The following is a 16917-nucleotide window of genomic DNA, read 5'->3' as shown; positions in this document are numbered from 1 at the left end:
GTCGCCGAACATCACCTCGTACAGCGGCAGCCGCAGGTGACCGTCCAGCTCGGCGCACACCGCATCAAGCGCGTCCGCGAAGACCGGATAGGCGTCGTACAGCTCACGCCCCATACCGATTCGCTGGCTGCCCTGCCCGGTGAACAGGAACGCAGTCTTCCCGCGCCCGCCGTCCACCGTGCCCCGCACCAGACCAGCGGCCTTCTCCCCCGCCGCCAGCGCACCGAGCGCATCGACAAGAGCCACCCGCTCACCGGCAACCACAACAGCACGCTGGTCAAGCGCCGCACGACCCGTCGCCAGACTGAACGCAACATCAACAGAGGCAGCAGCATCCGGCCGCTCCTCCAGGTGAGCCCGCAGCCGCGCCGCCTGCGCGCGCAGCCCCGCCTCGTCCTTCGCCGACAACACGTACGGCAGCACAGCCGGAGCACCCATGGACGCACCCTGCGCGGACTCCGTCTCCGGCGCCTGCTCCAGGATCGCGTGGGCGTTGGTCCCGCTGATGCCGAACGACGACACGCCGGCTCGGCGCGGGCGGTCGGTGCCGGGCCACGGCGTGGTCTCGGTCAGCAGGGACACGGCACCCGCGGACCAGTCGACGTGCGGCGTCGGCTCGTCGACGTGGAGGGTCTGCGGCAGCACACCGTGCTGCATCGCGAGCACCATCTTGATGAGCCCGGCGACACCCGCGGCGGCCTGCGTGTGGCCGATGTTGGACTTGATCGAACCGAGCCACAGCGGCTGGTCCTCGTCCCGGCCCTGGCCGTAGGTGGCCAGCAGCGCCTGGGCCTCGATCGGGTCACCGAGCGTCGTACCGGTGCCGTGCGCCTCCACCGCGTCCACATCAGCAGCGGACAGACCTGCGGACGCCAGCGCCTGCTGAATGACGCGCTGCTGCGACGGGCCGTTCGGTGCCGTGAGGCCGTTGCTCGCACCGTCCTGGTTGATGGCCGAGCCACGGACGACCGCGAGTACCGGGTGGCCGTTCTTCCGCGCGTCGGACAGCCGCTCCACGAGCAGCATGCCGACACCCTCGCCCCAACCGGTGCCGTCCGCACCGGCTGCGAAGGCCTTGATGCGGCCGTCGGCGGCGAGGCCGCGCTGGCGGCTGAAGTCGACGAAGTTCTCGGGGGTCGTCATCACGGTGACGCCGCCGACGAGGGCCAGCGAGCACTCGCCCTGCCGCAGCGCCTGGGCCGCCCAGTGCAGGGCGACCAGCGACGACGAGCACGCCGTGTCGACGGTGACCGCCGGGCCCTCCAGGCCGAAGACGTAGGCGACGCGGCCGGAGACGACGCTCGCGGCGTTGCCCGTGCCGAGGTGGCCCTCCAGGCCGTGGCCCTCGGGGGCCTTCATCAGCAGGGACAGGTAGTCCTGGCCGTTGGTGCCGACGAACACACCGGCCTGACTGCCGCGCAGCGTCGCCGGGTCGATGCCGGCCCGCTCGAACGCCTCCCACGACGTCTCAAGCAGCAGACGCTGCTGCGGGTCCATGGCGAGCGCCTCGCGCGGCGAGATGCCGAAGAAGTCGGCGTCGAACCGGTCGGCGCCGGCGAGGAAGCCGCCCTCGCGGGTGTAGGTCTTGCCCGCCTTGCCGGGCTCCGGGTCGTAGAGCGCGTCGACGTCCCAGCCCCGGTCGGCGGGGAAGGCGGTGATGGCGTCGCCGCCGGAGACGAGCAGCTGCCACAGCTGCTCCGGCGACTCGATGCCGCCGGGGAAGCGGCAGCTCATCGACACGATGACGACGGGGTCGTCGTCGGTGGCGACGGTGGTGCCGGTGACGGCCGGGAGGGCGGTGTCGGCGGCGGGTTCGCGGCCGAACAGCTCGGAGCGCAGGTAGCCGGCCAGCTCGGAGGCGGTCGGGTAGTCGTAGACGAGGGTGGTGGGGAGGCGCAGGCCCGTGGCGGCGCCGAGGCGGTTGCGGAGCTCGACGGCGGTGAGGGAGTCGAAGCCCAGCTCGCGGAAGGCCCGGTCCGAGTCGACGGCGTCGGTGCCGTCGTACGCGAGAACGGCGGCGACCTGCGCCCGGACGAGCTCGAGGAGCTCCCGGTCGCGCTCGGTGCCGGTCAGGCCGGCGAGCCGGTCGACCAGCCCGGAACCGCTGCCGGCGGACGGCCGGCCCGCGCCGGCCTGGCCCGCGGCGGGAGTGCCGCCGGCCTGGTCCGTCTGCTCCTTGAGGAGTTCGGCGAAGAGGTTGCTGGGCCGGGCCGCCGTGATCACGGGAGCGAGGAGGCTCCAGTCCACGTCGGCGACCATCACGGTGGCCTCGGGCCGGCCGAGGGCCTGCCCGAGCGCCCGCAGGGCGGTGGCGGGGGCCATGGGGGCGAGACCCTCGCGGCGCAGCCTGCGTTCGATCTCGTTGTCGGCGGCCATGCCGCCTTCGGCCCACGGGCCCCACGCGATGGACGTGGCCGGCAGACCGGCAGCGCGACGCTGCTCGGCGAGCGCGTCGAGGAACGCGTTCGCAGCAGCGTAGTTCGCCTGACCGGCGGCACCGAGGGTGCCGGCGATGGAGGAGAAGAGAACGAACGCCGACAGGTCGAGGTCCTGCGTGAGCTCGTGGAGATTCACCGCAGCCGACGCCTTGGCGTGCAGGACCCGCTCGAAGCGCTCGGGGGTCAGCCCCTCCAGCACACCGTCGTCCAGGACGCCGGCGGCGTGGAACACCGCCGTCAGCGGATACTCCGTCGGCAGCGACTCCAGCAGCGCGGCGAGAGCGCTGCGGTCGGTGACATCGCAAGCGGCAATGGTGACCTTCGCGCCGGTGGCCTTCAGCTCGGCCTCCAGCTCCACAGCACCCGGCGCCTCAAGACCTCGACGGCTGGTCAGCACCACATGCTCAGCACCACGCGCCACCAGCCAACGCGACACCTCGGCACCCAGTGCACCGGTACCACCGGTCACCAGCACAGAACCGCCGGCCGACCACTCACCACCACCGTCGCCGCCGGTGGCACGCACCAGACGACGGGCAAAGACGCCCGACGCCCGCACGGCCACCTGGTCCTCGCCGGACTCGCCGGACTCGCCGGCAAGCACACCCGCCAGCCGGTCCAGCACCCGCGCGTCAACACCCTCGGGCAGGTCGACCAGACCACCCCACCGCTCGGGGTACTCCAGCGCAACCACACGCCCCAGACCCCACACAGCGGCCTGGGCCACGTCACGGACGCGGTCCGAGAGTGCCGTGGCGACGGCACCGCTCGTGACGCACCACAGCGGCGCGCCGACACCCGCATCACCCAGCGCCTGCACCAGCGCGGCCGTCGAGACGGCGTCCGGCAGCAGCGACACCACACCGGAGTACGAACCCTCGGCGACAAGAGCGGCCAGCTGCCCTCGGTCGAGCTCACCCGCCGCACCCGTCACCAGCTGCCGGACCTCGGCACCCCGCACAGTCAGACCATCGACAACATCGGCGCCTGCTCCCTCCTCGGGAACAGCCACCAGCCAGGTGCCGGAGAGGGGCGCGGGGCGGAATTCGGGCAGGGGCTGCCAGGTCACCCGGTAGCGCCAGCCGTCGAGCTCGGCCTGCTCGCGCTGCTGCCGGCGCCACGCCGAGAGGGCGGGCCACACGTCGCTCGCGGGCTGGTCCGGCTGCACGGCCAGCTCGGCGGCGATCGAGGGCCAGTCCTCCCGCTCGACGGCGTCCCAGAAGCGCGCGTCGACCGGGTCGGACGACGCCGTGCCGCCGGCCGGGCCGGCGGCCGGGCTCTCCAGCCAGTAGCGCCGGCGCTGGAAGGCGTACGTGGGCAGGTCGACGCGGCGCGCACCCATACCGGCGAAGTACGCGTGCCAGTCGACGGCCACGCCGTGGACGTGTGCCAGGGCGACAGCCGCGGTCAGGGTCTCGGCCTCGGACCGGTCGCGGCGCAGGGCGGCGCCGAAAGCGGCGTCGCCGGTCTCGACGAAGTCCTGCGCGAGGGCGGTGAGGACACCGTCCGGACCGAGCTCGATGAACGTGGTGACGCCTTCGGCCTCCAGCACCCGCACGCCGTCGTGGAAACGGACGGCCTCGCGGACGTGGCGCACCCAGAAGTCGGGCGACGTCACCTCCTCCGACACCAGCGCGCCGGTCAGGTTGGAGACGAGCGGAATGCGCGGCTCGCTGTAGCTGATCCCGGCGGCCACCTCCCGGAACGCGTCCAGCATGCCGTCCATCAGCGGCGAGTGGAACGCATGGCTGACGCTCAGCTGACGCGTCTTACGACCCTGCGCCGCAAAACGCTCAGCGATCTCCAGAACCGTCGTCTCGTCACCGGCGACGACGACCGACATCGGGCCGTTGATCGCAGCGATGCTCACGTCGTCGACCAGCTCAGGCGTGATCTCGTCCTCGGTGGCCTGCACGGCCACCATCGCGCCACCCGCAGGCAGCTCCTGCATCAGCCGCCCACGGGCAGCGACCAGCGCACACGCATCAGCGAGCGAGAACACACCCGCCACATGCGCAGCAGCAATCTCACCGATCGAGTGGCCGGAAAGGAAGTCAGGGGTAACACCCCAAGCCTCCATCAGCCGGAACAGCGCCACCTCGACCGCGAACAGCGCAGGCTGAGCGAACTCCGTCCGCTCCAGAACACCCGCGTCATCGCCGAACAGCACGTCCTTCAGCGGCACCCGCAGCAGACCGTCCAGCTCCGCACACACCGCGTCCAGCGCGTCGGCGAACACCGGGTACGACGCGTACAGCTCACGCCCCATCCCCAGCCGCTGGCTCCCCTGACCCGTGAACAGGAACGCCACCCGGCCCCCGCCGGCAGCCGACCCCGTCACGGTCCCCGTCGCGTCGCGGCCCTCGGCGAACGCGTCGAGGGCAGCCAGTGCCTGCTCGCGGTCGTGGGCGACGACCACGGCCCGGTCTTCGAGGCCGGCGCGGCCCACGGCCAGCGAGTAGGCGACGTCGTGCAGCCGCGCGTCGGCGTCCGCCAGCAGACGGCCCCGCAGCAGGCGGGCCTGGTCCCGGAGTGCGTCGTCGCCCTTGGCCGACAGCACCAGCGGCAGGACCGGCGGCGTGGCGGCCGTCTCGTCCGCCGGCTCGCTGTGGCTGCCGGTCTCCGGGGCCTGCTCGATGATGGTGTGCGCGTTCGTGCCACTGATGCCGAACGAGGACACGCCCGCCCGGCGCGGACGGTCGTCCGTGCCCGGCCACTCACGGGTTTCGGTCAGCAGCTCGACCGCGCCCGCCGCCCAGTCGATCTTCCGCGACGGCTCGTCGACGTGGAGGGTCTGCGGCAGCACGCCGTGCCGCATGGCCATCACCATCTTGATGATGCCCGCGACACCGGCCGCGGCCTGCGTGTGACCGATGTTCGACTTGATGGAACCGAGCCACAGGGGCCGGTCCTCGGCCGCGCGCTCACGCCCGTACGTGGCCAGCAGCGCCTGCGCCTCGATCGGGTCACCCAGCGTCGTACCCGTACCGTGTGCCTCCACCGCATCCACATCCGCGGCCGACAGACCGGCCGAGGCCAGCGCCGCCCGGATCACACGCTGCTGCGACGGACCATTCGGCGCCGTCAGACCGTTGCTCGCACCGTCCTGGTTGATCGCCGAACCCCGCACGACCGCCAGCACCGGGTGACCGTGCTTCCGCGCATCGGACAGCCGCTCCACGAGCAGCATGCCGACACCTTCGCCCCAGCCGGTGCCGTCGGCGGCGTCGGCGAAGGACTTGCAGCGGCCGTCGACGGCGAGACCGCGCTGGCGGCTGAAGTCGATGAACGTCTCCGGCGTGGCCATGACCGCCACACCACCGGCGAGCGCCATGTCGCACTCACCGTTGCGCAGCGCCTGCACGGCCAAGTGCAGGGCCACCAGCGACGACGAACACGCCGTGTCCACCGTCACCGCCGGGCCTTCCAGGCCGAAGGTGTAGGCCACCCGGCCCGAGGCGATGCTGCCCGCGTTGCCCGTGCCGATGTAGCCCTCGACACCCTCCGGGAAGGTGGCAAGACCCGCCAGATAGTCGTGGTACATCACACCGGCGAAGACACCGGTGCGGCTGCCCCGCAGCGCCGTCGGGTCGATACCGGCCCGCTCGAACGCCTCCCACGACGTCTCCAGCAGCAGACGCTGCTGCGGGTCCATCGCCAGAGCCTCACGCGGCGAAATCCCGAAGAACGCCGGGTCGAACTCGCCCGCACCGTGCAGGAAGCCACCCTCACGCGTGTACGACGTCCCCGCATGGTCGGGGTCCGGGTGGTAGAGCCGCTCGACGTCCCAGCCGCGGTCGACCGGGAAACCGGAAATGCCGTCGCTGCCCGAGAGCACCAGTCGCCACAGGTCCTCCGGCGACTCCACGCCACCCGGGAACCGGCAGCTCATGCCGACGATCACCACCGGGTCGTCGACGACACCAGTGACGACTCCGGCCGTACCGCCGCCCGCCGTCATGGTCACCACCGGGGCGGCGTCCGTGCCGACGAGTTCGTCGCGCAGGTAGCGGGCGAGGTCGGCCGGCGTCGGGTAGTCGAAGACCAGCGTGGCCGGCAGGCGCAGACCGGTGACGGAGTTCAGGGAGTTGCGCAGTTCGACGGCGGTCAGCGAGTCGAAGCCGAGCTCCTTGAACGCGCGGCTGGACTCCACCGTGCGCGAGCCGCTGTAACCGAGGACACCGGCCACGGCACGCAGGACGAGTTCCAGCAGCTCGCGGTCCTGCTCGACGGAGGACAGCGCGACGAGGCGCTGGGCCAGGGAGGAGGAGGCGGCGTTCCCGGCGCCAGCGGTGCCGTTGTCGGCCGCGCGGCGCACGGGTACGCGGACGATGCCCCGCAACAGCGGCTGCACACCGCCCTCAGCGGCGGCCGACGACTGGAGCGCGGCCAGGTCGAGCCGCATCGGCAGCACCACCGGCGCCTCGGCAGCCGCACACGCCACGTCGAAGAGCTCCAGGCCCTCCTCGGAGGAGAGGGGCACCATGCCGTCACGTGCGATGCGGCGCAGGTCGAGATCGCTGAGGTGCCCGGTCATACCGCTCGCCTGGGCCCACAGACCCCACGCCAGAGCAACAGCCGGCAGACCCTCGGCACGACGCTGCTGCGCCAGCGCCTCAAGGAAGGCATTCGCAGCGGCATAGCTCGCCTGTCCGGCAGCACCGAACGTGGCGGCCGCACCGGAGAACAGCACGAATGCGGACAGATCGAAGTCGCGGGTGAGCTCGTGCAGGTTCCAGGCCGCATCCACCTTCGGACGCAGCACACCGCCCACCCGCTCCGCCGACAACGACGTGATCACACCGTCGTCGATCACACCGGCCGCATGCACCACAGCACTCAACGGGTGCTCGGCAGACACCGACTCCAGCAGTGCGGCCAGCTGCTCGCGGTCGGCCACGTCGCACGCGGCCAGGGTGACGTCGGCGCCCAGCTCCCGGAGGCCGGCGACCAGCTCGTCGGCGCCCTCGGCCTGCATGCCGCTGCGGCTGACGAGCAGCAGGTGACGGATGCCGTGCTCGGTCACCAGGTGCCGGGCCACGAGCCGGCCGAGGGTACCCGTGGCGCCGGTGACCAGCACCGAGCCCTCGCCGAACGCCGGCGCCCCGGCAGCGTCTCCCTCGGCCACGGCGGCACGCACGAGGCGCGGCACCCGTACGACACCGTCACGGACGGCGAGTTCGGGCTCGTCCAGGGCCAACCACGCCGGGTCGACCGCCTCGACGGATGCGTCGAGGTCGACCATCACGAACCGGCCCGGGTGCTCGGACTGCGCCGAACGGAACAGACCACGCACCGCAGCAGCCGCCAGATCGGCCACACCCTCGCCCGGCAGCACCTCCACCGCACCACGCGTCACCAACACCAGACGCGCATCGGCACAACGCTCGTCGGCCAGCCACTCCTGGACCACACCCAGCACGCGCTGCACCGCATCACGCACCGTCGTCGCGCCGAACGCCTGACCCGCCTCATCGGCCGCACTGCCGTCCACGACGACCGTGCCGGGCACCGGCGCACCGGCGTCGACCGACTCCATCAGCGACCGCAGCCCGTCGACGCCCAGCGTCACGACCTCGCCGGCACCACTCGTCGCCCCGGCGGCCGGAGCGGCAACCCACTCCACCCCGAACAGCGACTCGACACGCCCGGCAGCCCGCACACCCTCCGCAGACGCGGCACGCAACGCCACCGAGTCGACGACCGCAACCGGCTGACCCACACCATCGGCCACCAGCAGCGACACCGCACCCGGACGCAGCACCGACAACCGCACCCGCAGCACCGACGCACCCGCCGCCCGCAGCGACACACCGCTCCACGCGAAGGGAATGTGCGGCCCGGCGCTCAGCTCGCCCAGCTCGTCGGCGCTGTCGATGCCGACGGCGTGCAGTGCGGCGTCCAGCAGGGCGGGGTGGACACCGTAGAGAGCGGCGTCCTCCCGCGCGTCCTCGGGGAGGGCGACCTCGGCGAAGAGGTCGGTGCCACGGCGCCACACCGCGCGCAGCCCACGGAACATCGGCCCGTACGCCAGACCGTCGCCCGCCAGCTCCTCGTACAGCCCCTCAACGGGGAGGGCCGTCGCACCGGCCGGCGGCCACACGGCCAGCTCGTCCGACCCGTCGGCGACGGGCCCGTCCACGAGCACACCGGTGGCGTGACGCGTCCACGGCTCGCCGCCGAGCGCGTCCTGGCGTCGCGAGTACACGCTGAACGAACGGTGACCGGCCGCATCCGCAGCCTCCACCATCAACTGCACCCGCACACCCACACCGTCAGGAAGCACCAACGGCGCCTCCAGCGTCAGCTCATCGAGCCGACCAGCCCCCACACGACTACCCGCATGCAGAGCCAACTCCACAAACGCCGTACCCGGCAGCAGAACAGAGCCCAGCACCACATGGTCCGCAAGCCACCCCGGCGCACCAGCCGACAACACACCCGTGAACAGGAACCCATCGCTGTCGGCGAGCCCCACCGCAGCACCCAGCAGCGGATGACCGGCGACGGTGAGACCGACCGGCTCCAGGTCCCCGGTGCGCATGGCCTCGGGGCCGGGCCAGTAGCGCTCGCGCTGGAAAGCGTACGTGGGCAGATCGACACGGCGGGCCCCCGTACCGGCGTAGTACGCGGTCCAGTCGACGGTCACGCCACGGACATGGGCCTGGGCGAGCGCGGCGGTCAGCGTCTCGGCCTCGGCGCGGTCGCGGCGCAGGACGGGCACGAAGGCACCATCTGCGACGCTCTCCTGAGCCATGGCCGACAGCACGCCATCGGGCCCGAGCTCGATGAAGGTCGTGACGCCCTCGGCCTCCAGCACCCGCACACCGTCATGGAAGCGGACGGCCTCACGGACGTGCCGCACCCAGAACTCCGGCGAGGACATCTCCTCACCGGACACCAACGCACCGGTCAGATTGGACACGACCGGGACACGCGGCTCGCTGTAGCTGATCCCAGCGGCCACCTCCCCGAACGCCGCCAACATGCCGTCCATCAACGGCGAATGGAACGCGTGACTGACGCTCAGGCGACGCTTCTTACGACCGTCCGCCGCAAAACGGTCGGCGATCTCCAGCGCCACAGCCTCATCGCCGGAAATCACCACCGACGACGGGCCGTTAATGGCAGCAATGCCCACCTGGTCGGTCAGGTACGGGGTGACTTCCTCCTCGGTGGCCTGCACGGCCACCATCGCGCCACCCGCAGGCAGCTCCTGCATCAGACGACCACGAGCCGCCACCAGCGCACACGCATCAGCCAGCGAGAAAACCCCCGCCACATGCGCAGCAGCAATCTCACCAACAGAGTGACCGGAAAGGAAGTCGGGCGTAACGCCCCATGCCTCCACCAGCCGGAACAGCGCCACCTCGACCGCGAACAACGCAGGCTGCGCGAACTCCGTCCGCTCCAGAACAGCCGCATCCGCGCCGAACAGCACGTCCCTCAGCGGCACCCGCAGGTGACCATCCAGCTCCGCACACACCGCATCAAGCGCGTCGGCGAACACCGGATAGGCGTCGTACAACTCACGCCCCATCCCCAGCCGCTGACTGCCCTGCCCGGTGAACAGGAACGCGACCTTGCCGCGGCCGCCGCCGTCCACCGCGCCCCGCACCAGACCAGCGGCCTTCTCCCCCGCCGCCAGCGCACCGAGCGCATCGACAAGAGCCGCCCGCTCACCGGCAACCACAACAGCACGCTGGTCAAGCGCCGCGCGCCCCGTCGCCAAGCTGAACGCAACATCAACGGAGGCAGCAGCATCCGGCCGCTCCTCCAAGTGAGCCCGCAGCCGCGCCGCCTGCGCGCGCAGCCCCGCCTCGTCCTTCGCCGACAGCACGTACGGCAGCACCGCCGGAGCACCCATGGACGCACCCTGTACGGGCTCCGTCTCCGGCGCCTGCTCCAGGATCGCGTGGGCGTTGGTCCCGCTGAGGCCGAAGGCCGAGATGCCGGCGCGGCGCGGACGGTCGTCCGTGGCCGGCCAGTCGCGGGCCTCCGTCAGCAGCTCGACCGCACCCGCGGCCCAGTCCACGTGTGCCGACGGCTCGTCGACGTGGAGCGTCTGCGGCAGCACGCCGTGCTGCATCGCCAGCACCATCTTGATGATGCCCGCAACACCCGCAGCAGCCTGAGTGTGACCGATGTTGGACTTCACAGACCCCAGCCACAGCGGCCGGTTCTCGGCCGCGCGCTCGCGCCCGTACGTGGCCAGCAGCGCCTGCGCCTCGATGGGGTCACCGAGCGTCGTACCCGTGCCGTGCGCCTCCACCGCGTCCACGTCCGCAGCGGACAGGCCGGCGGACGCCAGCGCCTGCCGGATGACGCGCTGCTGCGACGGACCGTTCGGCGCCGTCAGACCGTTGCTCGCACCGTCCTGGTTGATCGCCGTGCCCCGCACGACCACCAGCACCGGGTGACCGTGCTTCCGCGCATCGGACAGTCGCTCCACCAGCAGCATGCCGACGCCCTCGGACCAGCCGGTGCCGTCCGCACCGGCCGCGAAGGCCTTGACCCGGCCGTCGGCGGCAAGACCCCGCTGGCGGCTGAAGTCGACGAACGCCTCGGGCGTGGACATCACGGTGACGCCGCCCGCGAGCGCCAGGTCGCACTCGCCGTTGCGCAGCGCCTGGACCGCCAAGTGCAGGGTGACCAGGGAGGACGAGCAGGCCGTGTCGACCGTGACGGCCGGGCCTTCGAAGCCGAAGACGTAGGAGACGCGGCCGGAGACGACGCTGGCGGCGTTGCCGGTGCCCAGGTGGCCTTCGAGGCCCTTGGGCGGGGTGGTGATGAGGGAGGCGTAGTCCTGGCCGTTGGTGCCGGCGTAGACGCCGGTGCGGCTGCCGCGCAGCGAGGTCGGGTCGATGCCGGCGCGCTCCAGCACCTCCCACGAGGTTTCCAGCAGCAGGCGCTGCTGCGGGTCCATGGCGAGGGCCTCGCGCGGCGAGATGCCGAAGAAGTCGGCGTCGAACCGGTCGGCGCCGGTGAGGAAGCCGCCCTCGCGGACGTACGAGGTGCCCTGCCGGTCGGGGTCGGGGTGGTAGAGGCGGTCGAGGTTCCAGCCGCGGTCGGTGGGGAAGGCCGTGATGGCGTCGTCGCCCTGGGCGAGCAGCTGCCACAGCTGCTCGGGCGACTCGATGCCGCCGGGGAAGCGGCAGCTCATGGCGACGATGACCACGGGGTCGCTGTCGGTGGCGGTGCCCGGGCCCGTCGGCCGGCCGGCGGCCGTGGCGGCAGCATCGGCGGTGACGACGTCGCCGAGCAGTTCGTCGCGCAGGTGGCCGGCGAGCGCGGACGCGGTCGGGTAGTCGTAGACGAGCGTCGCGGGGAGGGTGAGGTCGGTGGCGGCGCCGAGGCGGTTGCGGAGCTCGACGGCGGAGAGCGAGTCGAAGCCGAGCTCCTTGAAGGCGCGGTCGGCTTCGACGGCGTCGGCGCTCCCGTGCCCGAGGACGGTGGCCACCTGGGTGCGGACGAGGTCGAGGAGGATGCGGTCCTGCTCGTCGCCGCGCAGCCCGAAGAGGCGTTCGGCGAGGGTGGTGACGGCGTCGGCGTCGGAGACGACGCGGGCGGCGCCGTCCGCGGCCCGGGCTTCCTGCACCTCGGGCAGTTCGGCGATCAGGGGGTGGGGGCGGACGGCGGCGTTGTCGCGGGCGTACCGGCCCCAGTCGATGTCGGCGACCGTCAGCACGGCGTCGGCCGCGGAGCCAGCCCCAGCGAGGACGCCGGCCAGGGCCTGCACGGCCAGGCCGGGGTCCATGGGGGGCATGCCCTCGCGGCGCATGCGGCGTTCGAGGGCTTCGTCGGCGGCCATGCCGCTGTCGGCCCACGGGCCCCAGGCCACGGAGGTGGCGGGCAGGCCCTCGGCGCGGCGCTGCTCGGCGAGGGCGTCGAGGCAGGCGTTCGCGGCGGCGTAGTTGGCCTGGCCGGCGGCGCCCAGCGTGGCGGTGACGGACGAGAACAGCACGAACGCCGACAGGTCCGGGGCCAGGTCGCGGGTCAGCTCGTGGAGGTTCTGCGCGGCGGTGGCCTTGGCGCGCAGTACGTGCTCGAACCGCTCGGGCGTGAGCCCGTCCAGGACGCCGTCGTCGAGGACGCCGGCCGCGTGGATGACGGTGGTGAGCGGGTGCTCGGCGGGGATGCCGGCGAGCAGGTCGCGCAGCGCGTCGCGGTCGGCGGCGTCGCAGGCGGCGACGGTGACCCGGCAGCCGGCGGCGGTGAGTTCGTCGCGCAGCTCGGTGGCGCCGGGCGCGTCGGTGCCGCGGCGGCCGGCCAGGACGAGGTGTTCGGCGCCGTTGGCGGCGAGGTGACGGGCGATGCGGGTGCCGAGGGCGCCGGTGCCGCCTGTGATGAGGACGGTGCCGCGCGGGCTCCACTCGGCGGCGGAGGCGTCGGTTGCGGTGCCGGAGTGGTCGGCGCGGACCAGCCGGCGTCCGAACATACCCGAAGGACGGACCGCGACCTCGTTCTCGCCGTGGCCGTTCCCGCCGGTGCTCAGCAGGACGGTGGTAAGGCGGGCGGCGGCGCGCTGGTCGAGGGTCTCGGGGAGGTCGACGAGGCCGCCCCAGCGTTCGGGCAGTTCGATGGCGGCGACGCGGCCCACGCCCCAGTGCGCGGCCTGTCGTGCGCTGCGGACGTGGTCGGCGCGGCCGGTGGTGACGGCACCCTGGGTGGCGCACCACAGGGGCGCGGCGATGCCGGCGTCGCCCAGCGCCTGGAGGAGGGTGGCGGTGGCGGCGGGGCCGTGGGCCTCGTCGAGGGCCAGCAGCGACAGCACACCCACAGCCTCGGCATCGGCATCGGCATCGGCATCGGCATCGGTGAGTCGTCCGGCCAGCGCGGCACGGTCCGACGCCTCGTCGTGCCGTACGTCGATGCGCCGGACGCGTACGCCGCGCTCCTCCAGGGCGGTGACGATGTCACCGACGACGGTGCCCGCACCGCTGCCCTCGTCCTTCACCGGGACAACAACGAGCCAGTGGCCCGCACCCGCAGCGCCCGCGTGGCCGCCCGCGTGCCCGCCCGCCAGGTCCCCCAGCGGCTTCCAGGTGACGCGGTAGCGCCAGCTGTCGATGAGGGAGTGGTCGCGCTGGCGCTTGCGCCACGCCGACAGGGCGGGCAGCAGGTCGGTGAGGGGCTGGTCGGGGCCGACGGCGAGTTCGGTGGAGAGGGAGTCGAGGTCGTGGCGTTCGACGGCGTCCCAGAAGCGGGCGTCGGCGGCGTCCGCGGCCGCGTCGGCCCCGGAGGTGCCGGTGGCGCGGGTCGCGGAGGCGGCGTCCAGCCAGTAGCTCTGGCGCTGGAACGCGTACGTGGGCAGTTCGATGCGGCGCGCGCCGGTGCCGGCGTAGGCGGCCGCCCAGTCGACGGTGGCGCCGCGGACGTGGGCGTGGGCGACGGCGGCGTGCAGGGTCTGCGGCTCGTCGCGGCCGGCGCGCAGGGTGGGCAGGAAGGCGGCGCCGTCGCCGGTGACGCAGTCCTGGGCCATGGCCGACAGGACGCCGTCGGGGCCGAGCTCGACGTAGGTGGTGACGCCTTCGGCCTCCAGGGAGCGGACGGCGTCGAGGAAGCGGACGGCGTCGCGGACGTGGCGGACCCAGAACTCCGGCGAGGTCAGCTCGTCGCCCGGGACGGGGGCGCCGGTGAGCGCGGAGACGACGGGGATGCGCGGGGCCCGGTAGTCCAGGACCTGGGCGATGCGGCGGAACTCGTCCAGCATGCCGTCCATGAGGGGCGAGTGGAAGGCGTGGCTGACGGTGAGCCGCTTGGTCTTGCGGCCCTGGTCGCGGAAGTGCCCGGCGATGTGCTCGACAACGGTCTCGTCGCCGGACACGACGACGGCGGTGGGGCCGTTGACGGCGGCGATGCCGGCCGTGTCCTCGTGGCCGGCGAGCAGTGGCAGCACTTCGTCCTCGGCGGCCTCGACGGCCACCATGGCGCCGCCTTCGGGGAGTTGCTGCATGAGGCGGCCGCGGGCGGCGACGAGGGCGGCGGCGTCCTCCAGGGAGAGGACGCCGGCGGCGTGGGCGGCGGCCAGTTCGCCGATCGAGTGGCCGGTGAGCACGTCGGGGGTGACGCCCTGGGACTCGAGGAGCCGGAAGAGGGCGACCTGGAGGGCGAAGAGTGCGGGCTGGGTGTATTCGGTGCAGTGCAGCAGCTCGGCGTCCGGGGTGCCGGGCTCGGCGAACATGACGTCCAGCAGGGGCCGTTCGAGGTGCTCGTCGAGGTACCAGCAGGCGTCGTCGAGGGCGTCGGCGAAGACGGGGTACGTCGTGTAGAGGTCGTGGCCCATGCCGGGGCGCTGGCTGCCCTGGCCCGTGAACAGGTAGGCGAGGCGGCCGGCGGTGGCCGTGCCCTGGACGACGGAGGCGTCGGGGGCCTGGGTGTCGCCGTCGGCGAGGGCGCGCAGGCCGGCGAGGAGGGCGTCGCGGTCGGTGCCGGTGACGACGGCGCGGTGCTCGAAGGTGGCCCGGGTGGTGGCGAGGGAGTGGCCCACGTCGGTGGCGGACGCGTCGGGGTGGGCGTCGAGGTGGGCGTGGAGGCGCCGGGCCTGGTCGCGGAGGGCGTCGGCGGTCTTGGCGGAGAGGACCCACGGCTGGTGGGGCCGGGCTGCCGGGGTGACGGGCGCGGCGTCCGCGGTGGGGGCCGCGTCCAGGGCGTCCAAGGCATCGAACGGGTCGAGGGCGTCGAACGGGTCGAAGGCGTCCGCCGCCTCGTCCGCGCTGCCCGGCGTGCCGTCGGTGTCCTCCGCAGCGTTCTCTTCCGCGCCTGCCTCCGGCGCCTGCTCGATGATGGCGTGGGCGTTGGTGCCGCTCATGCCGAACGACGACACACCCGCGCGGCGCGGACGGTCGCCCGCCTCGGGCCACTCGCGGGCTTCGGTGAGCAGTTCGACGGCGCCTGCCGTCCAGTCGACGTGCGGGGTGGGCGCGTCGACGTGGAGGGTGCCGGGCAGGACGCCGTGGCGCATGGCCATGACCATCTTGATGACGCCTGCGACGCCGGCGGCGGCCTGGGTGTGGCCGATGTTGGACTTGAGGGAGCCGAGGAGCAGCGGCTGGTCGTCGTCGCGGCCCTGGCCGTAGGTGGCGAGGAGGGCCTGGGCCTCGATGGGGTCGCCGAGCTTGGTGCCGGTGCCGTGGGCCTCGACGGCGTCGACGTCGGCGGGGGTGAGGCCGGCGTTGGCGAGGGCCTGGCGGATGACGCGCTGCTGGGCGGGGCCGTTGGGGGCGGTGAGGCCGTTGCTGGCGCCGTCCTGGTTGATGGCGGTGCCGCGGACGACGGCGAGGACGGGGTGGCCGTTCTTGCGGGCGTCGGAGAGCCGCTCGACGAGGAGCATGCCGGCACCCTCGCCCCAGGCGGTGCCGTCGGCGGCGGCGGCGAAGGGCTTGCAGCGGCCGTCGGGGGCGAGGCCGCGCTGGCGGCTGAAGGCGATGAAGGAGCCGGGGTTGGCCATGACGGCGACGCCGCCGGCGAGGGCGACGGTGCATTCGCCGTTGCGCAGGGACTGCACGGCGAGGTGGAGCGCGGCGAGGGAGGAGGAGCAGGCGGTGTCGACGGTGACGGTGGGGCCTTCGAAGCCGAAGGTGTAGGCGATGCGGCCGGAGGCGACGCTGGCGGCGTTGCCGGTGACGAGGTAGCCCTCGTAGCCCTCCTCGGCCTCGTGCAGGCGGGGGCCGTAGTCCTGGGCCTCGGCGCCGACGAACACGCCGACGCGGCCGCCGCGGAATCCGGCGGGGTCGATTCCGGCGCGTTCGAAGGCTTCCCAGGAGACTTCCAGCAGCAGGCGCTGCTGCGGGTCCATGGCGAGGGCTTCGCGCGGGGAAATGCCGAAGAATGCGGGGTCGAATTGGTCGGCGTCGTGCAGGAATCCGCCCTCGCGGGCGTAGCTGGTGCCGGGGTGGTCGGGGTCGGGGTCGAAGAGGCCGGCCAGGTCCCAGCCGCGGCCGGCCGGGAATTCGGTGACGGCGTCGGTGCCGGTGACCGCGACGTTCCACAGGTCGTCGGGGGAATGCACGTCGCCGGGGTAGCGGCAGCCCATTCCGACGATGGCGATGGGCTCGTCGTCGGCGAAGGCGGCGGGCACGGCCGGCTGGTCCTCGGTGTCGTCGGCGAGGCCGAGGAGTTCGGTGCGCAGCCGGCGGGCGAGCGCGGCGGGGGTGGGGAAGTCGAAGGGGAGGGTGACGGGCAGCCGCAGTCCGGTGCCGGCGGTGAGCCTGCTGTGCAGGTCGACGGCGGCGAGCGAGTCGAAGCCCAGGTCGAGGAAGGGCTTTTCCGGGTCGAGGACGGCGGGGGCGGCGTCGCGGAGGGAGGCCCGGACGAGGGTGGTGACCCAGTCGCGGAGGGTCTTCTCCTGCTCGGTGGCGGAGAGCCCGGCGAGGCGTTCCTGCCAGGGGTGAGCGTCGTGCGCGGCGTCGGCCGTGCCGTGCGGGGCCGAGCCCTTCACGTCGCTGGTTCCGTGCGTGAAATCCTCGGATCCACTCAT

At 73.1% G+C, this 16917-nt stretch carries 1 protein-coding gene (running past one end of the window); it reads right to left on the bottom strand.

Going from position 1 to position 16917, the window contains the following annotated elements; genetic code table 11:
• A protein-coding gene (locus tag IE305_RS18690; RefSeq protein WP_190130788.1) for a type I polyketide synthase crosses the window boundary here: on the bottom strand, positions 1 to 16917 show its 5' portion. 13005 nt of this gene lie to the left of the window's left edge; 16917 of the gene's 29922 nt are visible here — the first part of the coding sequence; it begins with the start codon at positions 16915 to 16917; its stop codon lies beyond the left edge, outside the window.

Origin of the sequence: Streptomyces mashuensis (genome assembly GCF_014654785.1) — a bacterium.
Classification (GTDB): Bacteria; Actinomycetota; Actinomycetes; order Streptomycetales; family Streptomycetaceae; genus Streptomyces; species Streptomyces mashuensis.
This window is presented reverse-complemented; position numbering and strand designations above follow the sequence as displayed.